The 16,342-nt window shown below is 63.6% G+C and carries 19 protein-coding genes; 8 read left to right on the top strand and 11 right to left on the bottom strand.

Annotated elements, in window-relative coordinates:
• Nucleotides 1-113: 113 nt before the first annotated feature.
• From G370_RS0103710 to G370_RS1000000121805, 5 genes are all read left to right on the top strand, one after another.
• The gene (locus G370_RS0103710; protein ID WP_019659409.1) at nucleotides 114-479 is read left to right on the top strand and encodes a hypothetical protein; all 366 of its coding nucleotides are present in this window, start codon (nucleotides 114-116) and stop codon (nucleotides 477-479) included.
• Nucleotides 480-970: 491 nt separating this feature from the next.
• Nucleotides 971-1,192, top strand: a complete 222-nt coding sequence (locus tag G370_RS0103705; RefSeq protein WP_019659408.1) for a hypothetical protein — start codon at nucleotides 971-973, stop codon at nucleotides 1,190-1,192.
• Between the two features lie 543 nt (nucleotides 1,193-1,735).
• Nucleotides 1,736-2,242 (top strand): hypothetical protein, encoded by a 507-nt coding sequence (locus tag G370_RS1000000121560; RefSeq protein ID WP_134730473.1) that lies wholly within the window; start codon nucleotides 1,736-1,738, stop codon nucleotides 2,240-2,242.
• Nucleotides 2,243-2,927: 685 nt separating this feature from the next.
• Nucleotides 2,928-3,365: a hypothetical protein gene (locus G370_RS0103695; protein ID WP_019659406.1), complete on the top strand. Its 438-nt coding sequence runs from the start codon at nucleotides 2,928-2,930 to the stop codon at nucleotides 3,363-3,365.
• 699 nt (nucleotides 3,366-4,064) lie between these two features.
• Entirely contained in the window at nucleotides 4,065-4,367 is a 303-nt protein-coding gene (locus G370_RS1000000121805; protein ID WP_010483559.1) for a hypothetical protein, read from the top strand.
• Between the two features lie 176 nt (nucleotides 4,368-4,543).
• On the opposite strand, the gene G370_RS0103685 is transcribed toward G370_RS1000000121805, so the two are convergent.
• The 5 genes from G370_RS0103685 to G370_RS0103665 form a co-directional block, all read right to left on the bottom strand.
• A complete protein-coding gene (locus G370_RS0103685; RefSeq protein ID WP_019659405.1) occupies nucleotides 4,544-5,800 on the bottom strand; it encodes a cysteine desulfurase in 1,257 nt (418 codons plus the stop codon).
• Nucleotides 5,797-7,059: a Fe-S cluster assembly protein SufD gene (gene sufD / locus G370_RS0103680; protein ID WP_019659404.1), complete on the bottom strand. Its 1,263-nt coding sequence runs from the start codon at nucleotides 7,057-7,059 to the stop codon at nucleotides 5,797-5,799. The genes G370_RS0103685 and sufD overlap by 4 nt, the downstream gene beginning before the upstream one ends.
• Nucleotides 7,059-7,823: a Fe-S cluster assembly ATPase SufC gene (gene sufC, locus G370_RS0103675; protein WP_019659403.1), complete on the bottom strand. Its 765-nt coding sequence runs from the start codon at nucleotides 7,821-7,823 to the stop codon at nucleotides 7,059-7,061. Before sufC ends, sufD begins: the two co-directional genes overlap by 1 nt.
• Before the next feature lie 74 nt (nucleotides 7,824-7,897).
• A complete protein-coding gene (sufB, locus tag G370_RS0103670; RefSeq protein ID WP_019659402.1) occupies nucleotides 7,898-9,373 on the bottom strand; it encodes a Fe-S cluster assembly protein SufB in 1,476 nt (491 codons plus the stop codon).
• A gap of 18 nt (nucleotides 9,374-9,391) precedes the next feature.
• A complete protein-coding gene (locus G370_RS0103665; RefSeq protein WP_005408436.1) occupies nucleotides 9,392-9,847 on the bottom strand; it encodes an SUF system Fe-S cluster assembly regulator in 456 nt (151 codons plus the stop codon).
• Nucleotides 9,848-10,053: 206 nt separating this feature from the next.
• Here G370_RS0103665 and G370_RS0103660 point away from each other — a divergent pair, with 206 nt between their 5' ends.
• Both G370_RS0103660 and G370_RS0103655 read left to right on the top strand, forming a co-directional pair.
• The gene (locus G370_RS0103660; protein WP_026346957.1) at nucleotides 10,054-10,521 is read left to right on the top strand and encodes an SET domain-containing protein; all 468 of its coding nucleotides are present in this window, start codon (nucleotides 10,054-10,056) and stop codon (nucleotides 10,519-10,521) included.
• Nucleotides 10,522-10,682: 161 nt separating this feature from the next.
• A complete protein-coding gene (locus G370_RS0103655) occupies nucleotides 10,683-11,225 on the top strand; it encodes a type 1 glutamine amidotransferase domain-containing protein (protein WP_019659400.1) in 543 nt (180 codons plus the stop codon).
• Nucleotides 11,226-11,297: 72 nt separating this feature from the next.
• Here the strand turns inward: G370_RS0103655 and G370_RS0103650 are convergent, their stop codons facing one another.
• The 4 genes from G370_RS0103650 to G370_RS0103635 form a co-directional block, all read right to left on the bottom strand.
• A complete protein-coding gene (locus G370_RS0103650; RefSeq protein WP_019659399.1) occupies nucleotides 11,298-11,894 on the bottom strand; it encodes a YceB family lipoprotein in 597 nt (198 codons plus the stop codon).
• 82 nt (nucleotides 11,895-11,976) lie between these two features.
• Nucleotides 11,977-12,525, bottom strand: a complete 549-nt coding sequence (locus G370_RS0103645; protein ID WP_019659398.1) for a hypothetical protein — start codon at nucleotides 12,523-12,525, stop codon at nucleotides 11,977-11,979.
• 55 nt (nucleotides 12,526-12,580) lie between these two features.
• Nucleotides 12,581-12,889: a DUF3861 family protein gene (locus tag G370_RS0103640; protein ID WP_019659397.1), complete on the bottom strand. Its 309-nt coding sequence runs from the start codon at nucleotides 12,887-12,889 to the stop codon at nucleotides 12,581-12,583.
• Nucleotides 12,890-13,171: 282 nt separating this feature from the next.
• Nucleotides 13,172-13,570, bottom strand: coding sequence for an HU family DNA-binding protein (locus G370_RS0103635; protein ID WP_005408442.1), 399 nt, complete (start codon nucleotides 13,568-13,570; stop codon nucleotides 13,172-13,174).
• Between the two features lie 372 nt (nucleotides 13,571-13,942).
• Between G370_RS0103635 and G370_RS0103630 the strand changes: the two genes are divergently transcribed.
• The gene (locus G370_RS0103630) at nucleotides 13,943-14,374 is read left to right on the top strand and encodes an OsmC family protein (protein ID WP_019659396.1); all 432 of its coding nucleotides are present in this window, start codon (nucleotides 13,943-13,945) and stop codon (nucleotides 14,372-14,374) included.
• A 99-nt stretch (nucleotides 14,375-14,473) separates the two neighbouring features.
• On the opposite strand, the gene G370_RS0103625 is transcribed toward G370_RS0103630, so the two are convergent.
• Both G370_RS0103625 and G370_RS0103620 read right to left on the bottom strand, forming a co-directional pair.
• Nucleotides 14,474-15,352, bottom strand: a complete 879-nt coding sequence (locus G370_RS0103625; protein ID WP_019659395.1) for a PhzF family phenazine biosynthesis protein — start codon at nucleotides 15,350-15,352, stop codon at nucleotides 14,474-14,476.
• A gap of 113 nt (nucleotides 15,353-15,465) precedes the next feature.
• On the bottom strand, nucleotides 15,466-16,341 hold the full coding sequence (locus tag G370_RS0103620) for a PhzF family phenazine biosynthesis protein (protein ID WP_019659394.1): 876 nt from the start codon (nucleotides 16,339-16,341) through the stop codon (nucleotides 15,466-15,468).
• Nucleotide 16,342: the final 1 nt, after the last annotated feature.

Genomic DNA, 16,342 nt, shown 5'->3' with positions numbered 1-16,342 from the left:
TGGGGTTGCCCAATTAGGGGGGGGGCAGTTGCACGTATGCCCGTAATGATCCGAACCTACGGTACTGAGCGTGTTCTTGCTTGAGCGCGAGGTCATTGGATGGGCTGGTTTCGATGAAGATCAAAGTTTTTCTATCTGCTGCCTTATCGATGCCGCTTCTTGCCTCCTGTGTGCAGGACCGCGGTTGTCTTCTTCGGGTCGCTAACCAGGACCACGACAGCTCCTCATCTCAGAAGATCCATGCTGATATGGATGAGCTCATGCATTCGCGTCCTGTGGACGGGGCGCGGAAAGTGAATGCAGAGTTGGTGGTATCGCAGCTCGAACTCTCTCGGGAGGGTCGGAGAAATAGAAGGATTTTCTATGTACTGACTGATGGCGGCGGGAAATTCTTGACTGCGGGGACTTGTGGTATTGACGAAGGCCAGTGTGCCTCGGTCATCGTGAAGCGAATGATCGGGGCCTGTGAAAGGATGTAGATTGCGCGTGCGCTAAGTTTTGGGAGGGGATTCAGTGAAAAATTCCCAAGTGCTTGATCGCTTTGGGCGGCTGGTCGATATTATTGTAGCGGCGCTTTGCTTGTTAGGGCTTGCAGCCTGTGGCGGGAGAGATGGAGGTTTGGGTGTGGTCATAAATCATGAGCCAAGAAACGCAGCGGCTAATCACTACGCACAGGCGCTCGAGTCAGTTTTCAGTTCCGAAAGTGTGCCAGAAGCGCAAATATGCAGGGTGCATTTAATTGATGTCAGGAAATCATTTGATCGGGCTGGAAGCGAAAGATTGAGGGTATATTTCGTCTTAGCCGATCATCAAGGTGTCGTCAGGTCGGCGGACACCTGTGGGCTTCCTGTGAATGAGTGCGTGACGATTGTTGCCGAGAGGTCGAGGGCGGGCTGTCGGCTGGAAAAAGGGCTGGCTCTCCACTGATTCGGGCGGTACTCGCGGTGTTGGTGCGTGTGGCCTGAATATAGTGCTGGCCGCTGCCCAGGAAGTGGTCGAGTACAGTTACACCGATGCGTTGGTTTCAACGGTGGCGATCACCGCTGTCAATGGAAATGTCATCGAGCGTACGGTGTATGAGCCTTCTGGTGAGCTGGTTCAGATGGCCATGGCTGAAGGGGCGAGGGGCGAAAGGCTATCCCAAGTAGAATGGGAGCACGTTGTCGTCAAACAGTCGCTGACGCGCTATTGATAGAATCATTACTGCAAGGGGGGGGGGGGGGGGGGCAGGCGGCCCACGGTGTTCCTTCCTGGGTTTCTCGACAAGTGGCGGGAGTGCTGTGAAATCCACAAGTTCATCTCGATGCCGACGACGAGCGATGGTTCTTCAAGGGCTTGCGCTAACTTCAGCGCTATGTCTCGTATCTGTCGCTGGTTGTTCGCTACATGAAATAGGAAGCGGTCGACTGGATGACGACTGTCTTTTGGTGGTGGCTGACTATGTAAAGTCGTCGCGGGGGTGGGGTGGGGATATCTACAACATTGCTCCTGAGGGGACGGTGGCAGGGTTGCGCGGATATGCAGTAATGCATCGCTCGGACGACGGGAAACTACCGTCCGAGGAGTTGAAATCATTTCATGTCGATTTGGATTCCAAGTGCAAGGCTGTTGTTGATGAACTTGGCTATCAATGATTCTGCGAATTTTTCGGCTGGCAGAGGAGGGGCGGTTTGCGGGAGTGCAGCGAAAGTGAGCGGTATCCCATGGCGCTGGATGGCGACGCGGGGGTGTGGGCGTGAATGTTGATTTCCGGTTTTTCGTGGTTATTGTTTTTATTTTTTATGGGGCTGGTTGCAGGTATCAAGAAGGTGTGGGCGTACCGTTTGGAACGACCTGTGGCGTCGAGGGCAGCTCCGCCTGCCGGGTCAGCTTCCGGGAACTGGCTGCTACGCCCCGGCTATTCGATGGAAAGTTGGTGCGGATGGAGGGCTATCTCGGGGTGAGCCGGGAGCTCTTTGTACTGAATTCAAGCAAAGAGTTGTTTGAGGCCGGAGTGACTGAGGAGACCCAAGTTCGAATCAGAGGGCCAATAGATCTGCAGCAAAGCGTATTTGATGAATACGCGTATTCATGGGTCTCGATAATCGGGGTGTTCAGGACAAGAGAGAGTGACAATTCGACAGGTGATCTGCTGCTTGGCGAAATTCACGCCCCCCTTGAAGTTCGCTCCCTACGAATCCCTGGTCCCGTTCCACGTGCGGAATTTGGAGATGTGCTCGTCAATCTTGAAGATCTGAAGTGAGTGATAGGTTGTGGAAATGGCGTTATGTGCTTTCATTTCTGCCTTCTGTGGCAGGAAAGCGGGATGATCCACAGGCGCGCCTAACATGTGATCGCATGGTCTCCATGTTAGGATTGACACTTGCCAGACAGAGACTTCGGAACATTCTCGATGGCTGGCAGAGTCACAGATATCACAGTACGCCATTTCACTCCTGGGCTGTTCAATTCTACACGTTGCGCGATTGCGTCTGTGTCATTGCGAGCTGATCGATCACGTCGATAGGCTTTGGGGGGTTGCCCCTTGGTTGAAGAATATGAGGTATCGCATTGGGCGCTATCGATGAAAAGAATCTCGTTCTAGCCTGTCTGTGGAGGCTGTTGGAATCCGAGCCTGCTTCCGAGGAACAGGTGTCTGGTTGGTACCAGAGGGCGCAATTTATCAAGAACGTGATTCGGTCAAGTTCGTATGAAATCGGGGTTCCTCACGTGATATGGCACTATCTTGATGATGCTGATATCCGTATTCGCGATTCCCGCTATGCCGAAGCACAAGTGTTGGCCGTTAGACGGAGTATTGATGAGTGGGCTTGAGTGCACTCAGAGAAGCCATGAGCATTACATGTTGCTGGCCAGATTTCATTGCGGCATCCCTCTCGGATGCTAACCCTCCGGATATCCCTCTCCTCCGTGAGGACTGGGTAGGGATGGCGTTTGATCGCAACCTGTATGAGGATTTTGCTCCGAACGATGTTTGGGCGGCGTGGCTGAGCGCACTTTCGGAGCACTTTGCAGATATCGCAATGTGCGCGGTTCGATGTTCAGAGTGCTCCGACAGGGGAAGCCTCGTGGAAATTGAGCGAGGTCTGGATGGCCTGCGCTCCTACTGGCTGGAAGATGGGAACTTCATGCGTGATCATTTCTTGCTTTCGCGTGATGGTCGCTGGGTTGTAAAGCTGGATCAGGACGTGACGTTATTTGCGGGAGATGTCACTTTCCTTGCGGATGTTGTCGCGCGACTTGGTGGTGTAGAGCATGTCGAGAAGATGATGCGACGGGACCTGATTGGTACAGCTGAGGACGTAGTTGGCCTCGGTGGGTACGTCAAGGGGCTTCTTGCGCCATTGAACGCATCGAATCCATAGCTGATTGCTACGTAGAAGATTGGGTGTGCGGGCGCTATGTGATGGAGTAGCTTCAAAGGGCCTGCAACGCCGGTGATTGTTCGGCATGCTCCGCAGGCTTTTCCGTCACCCGCGGCGTATTGAATTGGGACTAAGCCATGAATGGCTCTGTTTGCTGTTGATTCGGGTGGTACTCGCGGTGGGGCCGTGGCTTGTGTGGCTCCGGCAGTCGCACAGGAAGTCGTTTCAATGTTCGGAGGCTGCAAGAAATGGCGAAATGCAAGCTGGGTGCTGAGCACTCAACCGCGTGGAGTGGTCGAATCCGATCATGCCTGGCTGCTGTGGTTCTTTCGCTGGGGTTGCAGGGTTGTGATTGGTTGTCGGATCCGGTGATTGTTGTAAAGAATGTTGGAAGGGACGTGATTTATGGCGTCAGCTTGGAGGTTGGCGGTGGTGTGGTAGGCGTAGGATCAATTCCTGTCGGTGAAAGTAGGGTTGTGAAGCCTGAGGTCGCTACTGATTCCTCACTTCTTGTAACTTACTACGAGAGCAGTGTCCGCGTGGTTTGCCATGGGGATGTGTATTTTACGAATAATCTCTACGTCAGAGTTGAGGCGGATGTGGGTGGAGGGGTTTGCCGTATTGCAGAAATTGCGGATTGATTTGATCTTCGGCGCCTGTTTGACCAGTTTTTATAGCGCGGTGCCAGTGTGAAGAACGATGAAAAGCCTTGTTGAGAGCTTCCCCATTTGGGCTTCCATCATTCTAGGTGCCATGTGGATAAACGCATTTGCGGCTCACAGGATGTTGCTGAAAATCGAGCGTGAACGACCGGAAGTACTCGCTGCAGTCGGAATCATCAAGGTTGATTGGTGGCTTAGGTGCTTGCGCGGTATTGCAGTGCTTGCCCTTACTTCCAAAGGGCAGGCGCTCCATCAGGGGGAACGGTGGGTGCTGAGGGGCGTCGTGATGATGTACGTCTTCTTGATTGCATCCGGGGTATCCATGCTTGTTGGCATGTAGGAGACGGTGCCTCAAGGCCGTTGATGGTGGACGGATCGGCATTACGGTGAGATTGCCCGTTCCTGGCATCACTCGGTGCTTCCCGGTCACGCCTCTGCTTGGTTGCGTTCAGTGCGCAATAAAAAACGCCGCAGTTTCCTGCGGCGTTCTCATACTTCCTCGATTCTGGCGAATCTTCAGCCCAGCAGCTTTCGCACCTTCGTCAACGCCGTCATGAACCGCTCGATCTCGGCATGCGTGTTGTAGAACGCGAGCGAGGCGCGGCAGGTAGCCGCGACGCCGAAGTACTGCAGCAGCGGGTGTGCGCAGTGCTGACCCGAGCGCACGGCCACGCCTTCCAGATCCAGAAGGGTGGCCAGATCGTGCGCATGCGCGCCATCGATCAGGAACGAGACCACCGCAGCCTTCTCCGGCGCTTCGCCGATGATGCGCAGGCCGTCGACGCGGCGCAGTTCTTCGGTGAAGTGCGCCAGCAGTTCGGCTTCGCGTGCTTCCACGTTCTCCTGGCCAAGCTGCTGCAGGTAGTCGGCAGCCACACCCAGGCCGATGAAACCGGCGATGTTCGGGGTGCCGGCTTCGAATTTGTGCGGGGCATCGTTGAACACGGTGCCGTCGAAGCTGACTTCCTTGATCATCTCGCCGCCACCGAGGAACGGCGGCATCGCATCCAGATGCTCGCGGCGCGCCCACAAGGCGCCGGTGCCGGTCGGGCCGCACATCTTGTGGCCGGTAATGGCGTAGAAGTCGCAGCCGATCGCGGCGACTTCGACCTTGCGGTGCGGCACGGCCTGCGAGCCATCGACCACGGTGATGATGCCGCGCTTGCGCGCTTCACGGCAGATTTCGCGCACCGGATTGACCGTGCCCAGCACGTTGGAGACATGGGTGACAGCCAGCAGCTTGACCTCCGGGGTCATCGCCGCGCGCAGCGCATCCAGATCGAGTGCGCCGTCAGGCGTGATCTCGGCCACGCGGATGGTGGCGCCGGTACGCTGCGCGACCAGCTGCCACGGCACAATGTTGGCGTGGTGCTCCATGCGCGTGATCAGGATCACGTCACCGGCCTTCAGCCGCGGCAGCGCCCACGAATAGGCCACCAGGTTGATGGCGAAGGTGGTGCCGCTGCACAGCACCAGGTCGCTGGGGCGCACGTTGAGGAAGCGCGCCAGCGTGTTGCGTGCGCCTTCGTAGGCGTCGGTGGCTTCGCTGCCCAGTGCATGCACCGCGCGGCTGACGTTGGCGTTGTAGCGGCGGTAGAACTCGTCCACCGCGCCGATCACCTGCACCGGCTTCTGGCCGGTGTTGGCATTGTCGAAATAGACCAGCGGCTTGCCATGCACTTCACGCATCAGCAGCGGGAAGTCGAGGCGGACGCGGTCCCAGTCGGGGGCGCCGGTGCGTTCTTCGATCGGTCGCGGCGTGGATAGGTTCATGCCACACCTGCCTCGGCCAGCGCCTTGTCCAGGCGGCGTGCCAGCTGCGCACGCAGTGCGTCCGGCAGGATCTTCAACGGCTCGTGGCAGAACGCGGCGCTCAGCAGTGCCTGCGCCTGTGCCTGCGGCAGGCCGCGCGAGCGCAGGTAGAACAGCGCGTTGGCATCGAGCTGGCCGACAGTCGCACCGTGCGCGGCCTTCACTTCATCGGCGTCGATCACCAGCGTTGGCTGGGTGTCGATCTCGGCATCGGCCGACAGCAGCAGGTTCTTGTTGGACAGGTTCGCGTCGGTGCCATCGGCGCCTTCGCGGATCTGGATGCCACCATGGAACACCACGCGGCTGCGGTTGGCGGCGACGCCGCGCCACAGCAGTTCGCAGGCGGTATCGCGTGCGATGTGGTCGATACCCAGGCGGGTTTCGACGTGGCGGCGGCCATTGCCAAGCAGCACGCCGTTGGCGGTCAGCTGGGCATTGTCGCCTTCCAGGCGCACGTTCAGTTCATGGCGGCTGAGCGCGGCGCCCAGTTCCAGGTCCACGCGGTGGTACTGCGCGTCGCGGGCCAGCACGGCGTCGGTGCGCAGGAAGCTGGTCTGGCGCGCGCTGCCGGCCTGCACGCGGGCGTGCTTGAGCACGGCATCGCGAGCGACGTGGGCATGCAGCACGGTGTTGTCCAGGTGGGCGGAGTCACCCACGCTGAAGCGGTGCTCGACCACGCCCAGGCTGGCGCCGGCACGCAGTTCGATCAGGTGGCGGTGATGCCAGGCCAGGTCGGTGTCACCGGCGACGCTGGCGAACACCAGCTGCAGCGGCACGTCGACCTGCACGCCTTCATCCACGCGCAGCACCACGCCTTCATCGGCCAGCGCGGCATTCAGGCGGGCGAAGATCTCCTCGCTGCGCTCGTAGCGGCGGCCAAGGAAACGCACGGCGTCTTCGCCGGCGGCCAGTGCGGCCGACAGCGGCTGCAGCTGCACGCCGGCCGGCAAGGCCTGCACGTCGCTCAGCGCGGCGTCCAGGCGGCCGTTGACGAACACCAGGCGCGGTGCCGGGATGTCCTCCAGCAGCGCGGCATCCAGGGCCGGCGGGGACAGCGGTGCAGCCGCGAACGCACGGCGCTCCAGCTGGCGCAGCGAGGTGTACTTCCAGGCCTCGTTGCGGGCGGCCGGCAGGCCATCGCGCAGGGCCGCATCCAGCACTTCGCGGCGCGCATCGCTGCCGCAGAAGGCCTGGGCCATCGAATCAAGCAGGGCGCTCATCAGACCGCCGCCTCGGGCACGACCCGGTCCTTCAGGAAATCATAGCCGTGCGCTTCCAGTTCCAGTGCCAGCTCCGGGCCGCCACTTTTGACGATGCGGCCATCGGCCAGCACGTGCACCACGTCCGGCTTGATGTAGTCCAGCAGGCGCTGGTAGTGGGTGATGACCAGGAACGAGCGATCAGCAGCGCGCAGTGCGTTGACACCATCGGCCACGCTCTTCAGTGCATCGATGTCCAGGCCCGAGTCGGTTTCGTCCAGGATCGCCAGCTTCGGTTCCAGCACGGCCAGCTGGAAGATCTCGTTGCGCTTCTTCTCGCCACCGGAGAAGCCTTCGTTGACGCCACGGTGCAGCAGTTCGTCCTTCAGGTGCAGCACGGCCAGCTTCTGGCGCACCAGCTTGAGGAACTGCATGGAATCGAGTTCCTCCTCACCGCGTGCCTTGCGCTGGGCGTTCAGTGCCGCGCGCAGGAAGTAGGTGTTGTTCACGCCCGGGATCTCCACCGGGTACTGGAACGCCAGGAACAGGCCGGCAGCGGCGCGCGCTTCCGGGTCCTGGTCGAGCAGGTCGACGCCGTCGAACTGCACGCTGCCTTCGGTCACTTCGTAGCCGTCGCGGCCGGCCAGGACATTGCCCAGGGTGGACTTGCCGGCGCCGTTCGGGCCCATGATGGCGTGCACCTGGCCCGGCTGGACGTCCAGCGACAGGCCCTTGAGGATTTCCTTGTCGCCGATACGGGCGTGGAGGTTTTCGATCTTCAGCATGGTGGGGATTTCCGTGGGGCGGGCCGCGGCCCGCCGGTAAAGAGAATGCGTTTGCGAGGGGCAGGGGCGGGCGGTCAGCCCACCGAACCTTCCAGCGAGACTTCCAGCAGCTTCTTGGCTTCCACCGCGAACTCCATCGGCAGTTCGCGGAACACCTGCTTGCAGAAGCCGTCGACGATCATCGACACCGCGTCTTCCTGGCTGATGCCACGGGCGCGGCAATAGAACAGCTGGTCGTCGGAGATCTTGGAGGTGGTGGCCTCGTGCTCGACGGTGGCGCCCGGGTTCTTCACCTCGATGTAGGGGAAGGTGTGGGCGCCGCACTGCTTGCCGATCAGCAGCGAATCGCACTGGGTGTAGTTGCGCGCGCCATCGGCATTGCGGTCCACACGCACCAGGCCGCGGTAGGTGTTCTGGCCGCGGCCGGCGCTGATGCCCTTGCTGACGATCTTGCTCTTGGTGCGCTTGCCAACGTGGATCATCTTGGTGCCGGTGTCGGCCTGCTGGCGGTGATGGGTCAGCGCCACGGAGTGGAACTCACCCACCGAGTCGTCGCCCAGCAGCACGCAGGACGGGTACTTCCAGGTGATCGCCGAGCCGGTTTCGACCTGGGTCCAGGTGACCTTGCTGCGCGCGCCACGGCATTCGGCACGCTTGGTGACGAAGTTGTAGATGCCGCCGACGCCGTTCTCGTCGCCCGGGTACCAGTTCTGCACGGTGGAATACTTGATCTCCGCATCTTCCAGCGCGACCAGCTCGACCACGGCGGCGTGCAGCTGGTTCTCGTCGCGCATCGGCGCGGTGCAGCCTTCCAGGTAGGACACGTAGGCCTTGTCCTCACACACGATCAGGGTGCGCTCGAACTGGCCGGTGTGGCCGGCGTTGATGCGGAAGTAGGTGCTCAGCTCCATCGGGCAGCGCACGCCCTTGGGAATGAACACGAAGCTGCCATCGGAAAACACCGCCGAATTGAGCGCGGCGAAGTAGTTGTCGCCCACCGGCACCACGGTGCCCAGGTACTGGCGCACCAGCTCCGGGTGTTCCTTGATGGCCTCGGACATCGAGCAGAAGATGATGCCCTTCTCGGCCAGTTCCTTGCGGAAGGTGGTACCGACCGACACCGAGTCGAACACCGCATCCACCGCCACGCCGGCCAGCTTGGCGCGCTCGTGCAGCGGCACGCCCAGCTTGTCGTAGGTGTCCAGAAGCTCCTTGGGCACGTCATCCAGCGAGGCGTACTTCGGGCCCTTCGGCGCGGAGTAGTAGCTGAGTGCCTGCAGGTCGATCGGGGCGATCTCCAGCTTGGCCCAGTCCGGCATCGGCAGGGTCAGGAAGTGGCGGTAGGCGTCCAGGCGCCACTGCGTCATCCACTCCGGCTCGTCCTTCTTGGCCGACAGGGCACGGATGGTGTCCTCGTCCAGGCCCGGCGGCAGGGAGTCCGACTCGATCTCGGTGATGAAGCCGGCCGAATACTTGCGGCCGAGCTGCTCGTGGATCTCGCGGTTGGGGGTGTCGTCGTGGGCGACGTTTTCGATGGTTTCGGTGGCCATGGGGGGGCTGCCTGTGGATCAGGAGACGACGTCGACAGCGATGGTGCGGCGCTGTTCGTCATCGGCAAGGGGAAGAGGGGGCAGGATCTGGGCGAGGGTGACATCGCGCAGGGCCTCGGAGACCACGTCGTTGATCAGCCGCCAGCTGCTGCGCGCGCCGCACTTGGGCGCCATGCCGCACTGGTGGTGGTCGTGGCTGCATTCGGTCAGGGCCAGCGGCCCTTCCATCGCTTCGACCACTTCGAACAGCGAGATCTCGATGGCCGGGCGGGTCAGGCGGTAGCCGCCACGGACACCGCGCAGGCCTTCGACCAGGCCGGCCTGGGCCAGGGGCTTGAGCACCTTGCTGACGGTGGGCGGCTCCAGGCCGGTGAATTCGGCCAGCTCGGTGGCACTGAGCACCTCGCCCGGACGGGCGGCAAGCACGGTCAGTACCACGGTGGCGTAATCGGTGAGCTTGGTGACACGCAACATGGGGATGCGAGTGGTTCTTAAAGCGGACTGAAATTGTACGCTTTTATTCGCCGCCATCCAACCCGGGCATTCAGCCGGCGCTGGGCCGGGCGGGAGGACGCGCCCGGCCGTTGCCGGGGCGCCATGCTGCGCTACCGGGGTGATTTTCGCAATCACCCGGAATGGGCGAGAATCCAGGTTCCATCCGCTGCAAACAGCCCGTGCCGATGCCGAAGAAGATCCAAGCCCGCAAGTCCGCCATCCATGGCAACGGCGTGTTCGCCGTGGCCCCGATCAAGCAGGGCGAGCGCGTGATCCAGTACAAGGGCCTGCTGCGCAGCCACGGCGATGTTGATGCCGATGACAGCGGCGACGTCGAAAGCGGCCACACCTTCCTGTTCACCCTCAACGACGACTGGGTGATCGATGCCAACTACAAAGGCAATGACGCGCGCTGGATCAACCACAGCTGCGAGCCGAACTGCGAGGCCGTGATCGAGGAAGACGAGGACGGCGACAGCCGCGGTGACAAGGTGTTCATCGAGGCGCTGCGTGACATCACGCCCGGCGAGGAACTGACCTACAACTACGGCATCACTCTGGCCGAGCGTCACACTGCCAAGCTGAAGAAGATCTGGGAGTGCCGCTGCGGCTCGCCCAAGTGCACCGGCACCATGCTGCAGCCCAAGCGCTGACCGGTACCGGGTAGGGCCGGCCGCTGGCCGGCATGGCGCGATGCAGGTGCCGGCCAGCGGCCGGCACCACCTGGAGCTCTCCACCTGCCGTGCACGGCAGGGTCACTGCCCTGCAAGGGCCGTTCTTCCATTCTGTCGGCACCCCCAACCGGAGTGCACCCATGGCAGAACGATTGAAGGGCAAGCAGATTGCCATCCTTGCCACCCACGGCTTTGAACAGTCCGAACTGACCGAACCCAAGCGGCTGCTGGAAGCCGAAGGCGCGCGCGTCAGCGTCGTGTCGCCTGCAAAGGAGGCGACGATCAAGGGCTGGAAAGAGAAGAACTGGGGCGACGCCGTTGCAGTGGATATTCCGCTGGATGAGGCCGATCCGGCCAGCTTCGATGCCCTGGTGCTGCCGGGAGGGGTCATCAATCCGGACACGCTGCGTACCGACGAGGCTGTACTCGGCTTTGTCCGCGCAGTAGACGAAGCAGGCAAGCCTGTGGCGGCGATCTGCCATGGCCCGTGGCTGCTGATCAACAGTGGCCTCGCCGATGGCCGCGCGCTGACGTCCTGGCCGTCCCTGCAGCAGGATCTGACCAATGCGGGGGCGAACTGGCGCGATGCCGAGGTGGTGGTCGACGGTAACGTGATCACCAGCCGCAAGCCGGATGACATTCCGGCCTTCAGCGAGGCGGTGGTAAAAGCACTTGCCGCGTGATGCCTTGCCGGTAGTGCCGGCCCCTGGCCGGCACGCAAGTGAGACGCGTGCCGGCCAGCGGCCGGCACTACCTTATTTGCCCAGCAGGCCCGCTGGCACCAGGTTGCCCAGGTTCTGGTTGAAGGTGACCACCAGCTTGCCGTTCTTCACCTGTGCCGACTGCACCTGCAGGGCGCCGAGCATGCCGGCCACGGCCGGGTCCAGCTTGTAGATCGGCTCCCGCTGGGCGTAGTCGCTCAGCCAGGCGTTGAGCAGGCCGCGGGTACGGGAGTCGAGACGACCGCCCTGGTTGGCCGGGGTGAAGTCATCCACGCTCGGCTGCTGCAGGTGGAACCCCTGGGTCTGCGCGTCGTAGCGCAGGCCGCTGCTCAGCTTCACCGTACCCAGTTTGGCCGGGCTACCACCGGCAGTGGCCAGTGCCACGTCCATGCCAAGGTTCAAGCGCTCGCCGGCCGGAAGGCTCAGCTGCGGGTGGCTCATCGTCAGGGCGATCAGGCCGCCGAGCGCGTCCTGCGTGCGCGGGAAGCTGCCATCAAGGTACTGCTGTACGTCGCTGGCACCGACCGACAGTTCCCGGCCGGAAATGGAAGGCGCAGCCTGGGCGCCGATTGCAGCGGCGATCAGCACGGTGGAGGCCGCGAGGCGGGTCATCAGGGAACGCAGGCGCATGGCAGAGACCGATGGATGCGGAATGGATGGTTCAAAGAGTAGCCTTGCCGGCTGAATCGCGCGTGCATGCCGCCGCAACGGTTCAGTCCAGCGATGGCCGCAGTTGTGCCGACTGGATCTGCCAGGCGCTGCCGTCGGCGCTGGGTTGCACCCGGTACCAGCCGCCGAAGCGGAAGGTTCCCTCAGGAGTCACCGCGCGGATCCGCACCGGAACCTCCAGCAGCTGCGGCGGCTGGTGGCCGTCGCGCGCGATCGGCAGCTCGCTGGTCAGGCGCAGGCTGCGTACGTCCGTCAGCTGGCGCAATGCGGCATCGTCAGCGCGCCGGGCATCACTGGGCGGGAAAGTCCACGCGGCGTCGGCGGCCTTGCGATCGCGATTGAGCAGGGCCATGACATACGCGTTGAGCATGGCCGCGGGCAGCTCGGCGTCGGCCGCGACGGCGGCAAACAGGGGATCGACATCGATGGCCCGCGCAGCCGCTGCATCGCTTGCTGCGGCGGTCTGCGGCTTCGTGCTGGCAGTCGTCCTGGCCGCTACCGGCGGTGCGGCATCCGCTGCGTCGGATTGCGATGGCGGCCTGGAGCAGGCCAGCAGCACCAGTGGTGCGATCAGTATCAGGAACCTGCGCATGCCAGCCTCCTCCCCGAGGCGAACGGAAGGAGGCAGTGTATCGGCTGTGCGGCGATCAGCGGGAGGAGGGCAGCTGTTCCAGTGCATCCAGCGCCGGCAGCACCTGCGCGGCGATGGCGGCCAGGGCATGGCCTTCTGTTTCGGCGTGGCGCTGCACGATGTCGCGCAGCAGCTGGGTGGCGATCACCAGGGTCGCGCGCTCGTCGCCGCTGACGCCAGCGGTGCGCGGCGCCGCTTCCAGCAGGCGCATGAGGTCTCGGCTGGCGCGATGTTCCAGTTCGATGGTGCAGCGCCCGGTGCACTGCAACCCGTCCTTTTCGATGGGGGTCACCGAGATCCGGTAGCGGGTGGAGGGGCTGGCCATGGGGGTGCTCGCCGTAGCTGTGGAGGATGTGCTCACCATAGGCAAGGCCACGGCCGGCTGCGACGGCTGGCGCCGCACGCAGTGTTCCACCCGGTACGTTCCGGGGCCTGCACAGGGCGCGCCCTGCCAGTGACGGCGGGCCTGAGCGGTCGTTTCCCGATATGCGGCAACGCTGTGTTGCGGATGGCCCCGGGGCGGCGCATCCACGCATGGCGCGGGAAGCGCGCAAAAAAAACGGGACGGCCAGAGCCGTCCCGTTGCAATCCGCGTTGGGGCGCGCGCTTACAGCGCGGCGTCCTTCAGCTTCTTCAGCGGACGCACCTTCAGCTTGGTGGTGGCCGGCTTGGCAGCGAACCACTGCTCTTCCTTGGTGAACGGGTTGATGCCCTTGCGCTTCGGCTTGGCCGGCACATTGACGGTGGTGATCTTCAGCAGGCCCGGCAGGGTGAACGAGCCAGCGCCCTTCTTGTGCACCGAGGAGGCGACGGCGCTTTCCAGCGAGGCCAGCACAGCGCGGACGTCCTTGGCGACGACGCCGGAGGCTTCAGCGATGTGTGCAACCAGGCCGGACTTGGTCAGCACTTCCTTGATCGGCTTCGGAGCGGCCGGCTTGGCGGCTGCCTTCGTCGCGACTTTCTTCACTGCCTTCTTCGGGGCAGCCTTCTTAGCGGTCTTTGCCATGGTTTCCTGTTCCGTGAACGGTTGGTTGTTTGGTCGGCGCCGAACCCCGTCGGCAAGCGCAATGTAGGGCAACTCTTGGGCGCCGCCAATAGCCCGAAGCGCGGAAAGTGCATGTTTTTTCATATCCAGGCCGATTCAGTACATGGCCGGCGGTGGGGGCTGGGGGCGTGTCAGCGTGCTCGAAGCCCGCCGCCTGCCCATTGGTGCACTGCGCGAAACCACTGAAAACAAGAGGAAAATGCGTTGCGCGCTGGCGAGGAAGTGTCCATCTTCCGGGGTCGGGGGCGACGTGGGGCGTGCGGCGGAGCGACGCAGGGCTAACGCGTGGCATGCGAGGGTGGCCGTTCATCACCGCCACGCAGGAGCAGCACAATGGGAATCTCGCGACACGCCACCGCGCACTGGGAAGGCGATCTGAAGTCGGGCAAGGGGCAGCTGAGCACGCCGCAGAGTGGACTGCTGGACAAGACCCGCTACGGCTTCAACAGCCGCTTCGGCGACGAAAAGGGCACCAATCCGGAAGAGCTGATTGCCGCCGCACATGCCGGCTGTTTCACCATGGCGCTGTCGGCCAAGCTCGGCGAGGCTGGCTTTACCCCGACCTCGCTGGACACCGAAGCCAAGGTCGACCTGTCGATGGAAGGCGGCCCGCAGCTGTCGCAGATCCGGCTGAAGGTAAAGGCGGTGGTGCCTGGCATCGACGCGACGCAGTTCCGCGCCATTGCCGATGACGCCAAGCAGAACTGCCCGGTGTCCAAGGCGCTCAGTGCGGTGCCGATCAGCCTGGAAGCCGAACTGGGCTGAGCCGACGCATCTGTAGAGCCGAGCCCATGCTCGGCTTCTGCAGCTCCCGTGATCTGGCCGGAGAGCAGCCGAGCGCGGGCTCGGCTCTACAGTGTCCCTTTACCAGTCGATGGTGCCGGTGATGACGGTCTGCACCTGGCCGCCTGACCATACCTCGCCATCCTCATCGACCAGCAGGGTCAGGCGCGCGTCATGGCCGACTTCGCGGCCCTGGCTGACTTCGAACGGCGTCCGCCCACGCGGCAGCGCGTCGCGCAGGTCCAGCCATGCGGCAAGCACCGCATTGGCCGCACCCGAGGCGGCGTCCTCGAAGCGGCGACCGTTGCCGACGAAGGCACGCACGGCCAGATCGAATCCCTCACCGCCATCGCTGAAGGCATAGGCGAACACGCCCATGCTGTCGGTGGACTCGGCCAGTGCGGCCACCGCATCCCAGTCGGGTTGCAGGGCGCGCAACGCGGCTTCGTCGGCCACCTGCACCACCCACCAGCTACGCCCGCCCTGCATGCGCGCCGGCGGCAACGAACCCAGCGGCCAGCCCCTCAGTGCAGCCTGCAGGCGTGGATCGCAGGCCTCGGCAGTTTCGGCCAGCTGCGCGCGCGGGGTGCGGATGGCGATGCGCTGTTGCGTACCCTCACCGCTGACGCGCAGCGGCAGCGCGCCGGCAATGCCGTCCTGCACCAGCACACCGTCAACCGCTCCGGCCAGGCCCACCTGCAGCACCGCATGCGCGGTGCCGACGCTGGGGTGGCCGGCGAACGGCACTTCCTTCTGCGGGCTGAACATGCGCAGCCGGTAGCTGGCACCGGCTGCCTGGGGCGGGAACACGAAGGTGGTCTCGGGCAGACGCGTCCAGCGCGCGATCGCCTGCATGCTGGCGTCGTCCAGGCCCTCGGCATCGAGCACCACGGCCAGCGGATTGCCAGCGCCGGCGCGCGGGGAGAACACATCCAGCTGCAGGAAACGGCGGGTGGTCATAGGGGCGAAACTCCAGGATCGGTTGGCGCGCAGCTTAACGCGCGGTTGTAGAGCCGAGCCCATGCTCGGCTGTGTCGGGGTGTGAGAAGAAGCAGCCGAGCGTGGGCTCGGCTCTACAGCCAACGGATCTGGCCGTCGATGACCGGCTGCACCTGGCCGCCGATCCACACCGTGCCCTGCGCGTCGACCTGCACCTGCACGCGGCCATCGCGGCCCACTTCGCGGCCCTGGCTGGCCACGTAGCGGCCCTCGCGGCCGGGCAGGGCATTCCGCTGCCGCAGCCAGGCGCCTATCAGCGCATTGGCACTGCCGGTCACTGGATCCTCGGGCACGGCGGGCGCATCAGCGGGGCAGAAGGCACGCACCACGCGGGTGTGGTCGGAGCTGGCCTCGTCGGCGAAGACGGCCAGGCCTGTAGCATCGGTGGCCAGGCTCCAGTCGGCCAGCGCGGCCATGTCCGGCAGCAGGCTGCGCACGGCGTCGGCATCGCGCAGTGGCAACAGCCACCAGCGCGCGCCGTTGTCCCAGAGTTCGGGCACGTGCCCGTTGGCGGCGAGGGCCAGCAGTGTTTCGGGTGCTCCGTCCGCGGCCGTGTCCAGTTGCCGTGCCGGCGGGCTGGCCAGCTGGATCTCCAGTGCCTCGGCCGGGCCGCTCACCCGTACTGGCAGCAACCCTGCCACGCATTGCTGCAGCAGGGCGCCGTCGCGAGGCTGGGCCAAGCCGCAGCTCACCGCCGCCCAGGCCGCGCCGACGCTGGGGTGGCCGGCAAACGCCAGCTCGCGGGTCGGAGTGAAGATGCGGATGTGGTAATCGGCGCCGGGCGCGGTGGGGCGCAGGAAGAACACCGTCTCGGAGAGGTTCAGCCAGGTAGCCAGGGCCTGCATCTGGCTGCTGGAGAGCCCGTCGGCGTCCAGGATGGCGCCCAGCGGGTTGCCGGTGCCGGGGCGGGCGGCGAAGACATCGAGCTGCAGGTAACGGAGGACGGCCATC

The organism is Stenotrophomonas hibiscicola ATCC 19867, assembly GCF_000382065.1.
GTDB lineage: Bacteria > Pseudomonadota > Gammaproteobacteria > Xanthomonadales > Xanthomonadaceae > Stenotrophomonas > Stenotrophomonas hibiscicola.
This window is presented reverse-complemented; position numbering and strand designations above follow the sequence as displayed.

Excerpts from the sequence above, each read along its gene's own strand:
- G370_RS0103710 (WP_019659409.1), top strand. The coding sequence starts at position 114 with ATGAAGATCAAAGTTTTTCTATCTGCTGCCTTATCGATGCCGCTTCTT.
- G370_RS0103695 (WP_019659406.1), top strand. The coding sequence starts at position 2,928 with ATGGCGTTTGATCGCAACCTGTATGAGGATTTTGCTCCGAACGATGTT.
- G370_RS1000000121805 (WP_010483559.1), top strand. The coding sequence starts at position 4,065 with ATGAAAAGCCTTGTTGAGAGCTTCCCCATTTGGGCTTCCATCATTCTA.
- G370_RS0103685 (WP_019659405.1), bottom strand. The coding sequence starts at position 5,800 with ATGAACCTATCCACGCCGCGACCGATCGAAGAACGCACCGGCGCCCCC.
- sufD (WP_019659404.1), bottom strand. The coding sequence starts at position 7,059 with ATGAGCGCCCTGCTTGATTCGATGGCCCAGGCCTTCTGCGGCAGCGAT.
- sufC (WP_019659403.1), bottom strand. The coding sequence starts at position 7,823 with ATGCTGAAGATCGAAAACCTCCACGCCCGTATCGGCGACAAGGAAATC.
- sufB (WP_019659402.1), bottom strand. The coding sequence starts at position 9,373 with ATGGCCACCGAAACCATCGAAAACGTCGCCCACGACGACACCCCCAAC.
- G370_RS0103665 (WP_005408436.1), bottom strand. The coding sequence starts at position 9,847 with ATGTTGCGTGTCACCAAGCTCACCGATTACGCCACCGTGGTACTGACC.
- G370_RS0103660 (WP_026346957.1), top strand. The coding sequence starts at position 10,054 with ATGCCGAAGAAGATCCAAGCCCGCAAGTCCGCCATCCATGGCAACGGC.
- G370_RS0103655 (WP_019659400.1), top strand. The coding sequence starts at position 10,683 with ATGGCAGAACGATTGAAGGGCAAGCAGATTGCCATCCTTGCCACCCAC.
- G370_RS0103650 (WP_019659399.1), bottom strand. The coding sequence starts at position 11,894 with ATGCGCCTGCGTTCCCTGATGACCCGCCTCGCGGCCTCCACCGTGCTG.
- G370_RS0103645 (WP_019659398.1), bottom strand. The coding sequence starts at position 12,525 with ATGCGCAGGTTCCTGATACTGATCGCACCACTGGTGCTGCTGGCCTGC.
- G370_RS0103640 (WP_019659397.1), bottom strand. The coding sequence starts at position 12,889 with ATGGCCAGCCCCTCCACCCGCTACCGGATCTCGGTGACCCCCATCGAA.
- G370_RS0103635 (WP_005408442.1), bottom strand. The coding sequence starts at position 13,570 with ATGGCAAAGACCGCTAAGAAGGCTGCCCCGAAGAAGGCAGTGAAGAAA.
- G370_RS0103630 (WP_019659396.1), top strand. The coding sequence starts at position 13,943 with ATGGGAATCTCGCGACACGCCACCGCGCACTGGGAAGGCGATCTGAAG.
- G370_RS0103625 (WP_019659395.1), bottom strand. The coding sequence starts at position 15,352 with ATGACCACCCGCCGTTTCCTGCAGCTGGATGTGTTCTCCCCGCGCGCC.
- G370_RS0103620 (WP_019659394.1), bottom strand. The coding sequence starts at position 16,341 with ATGGCCGTCCTCCGTTACCTGCAGCTCGATGTCTTCGCCGCCCGCCCC.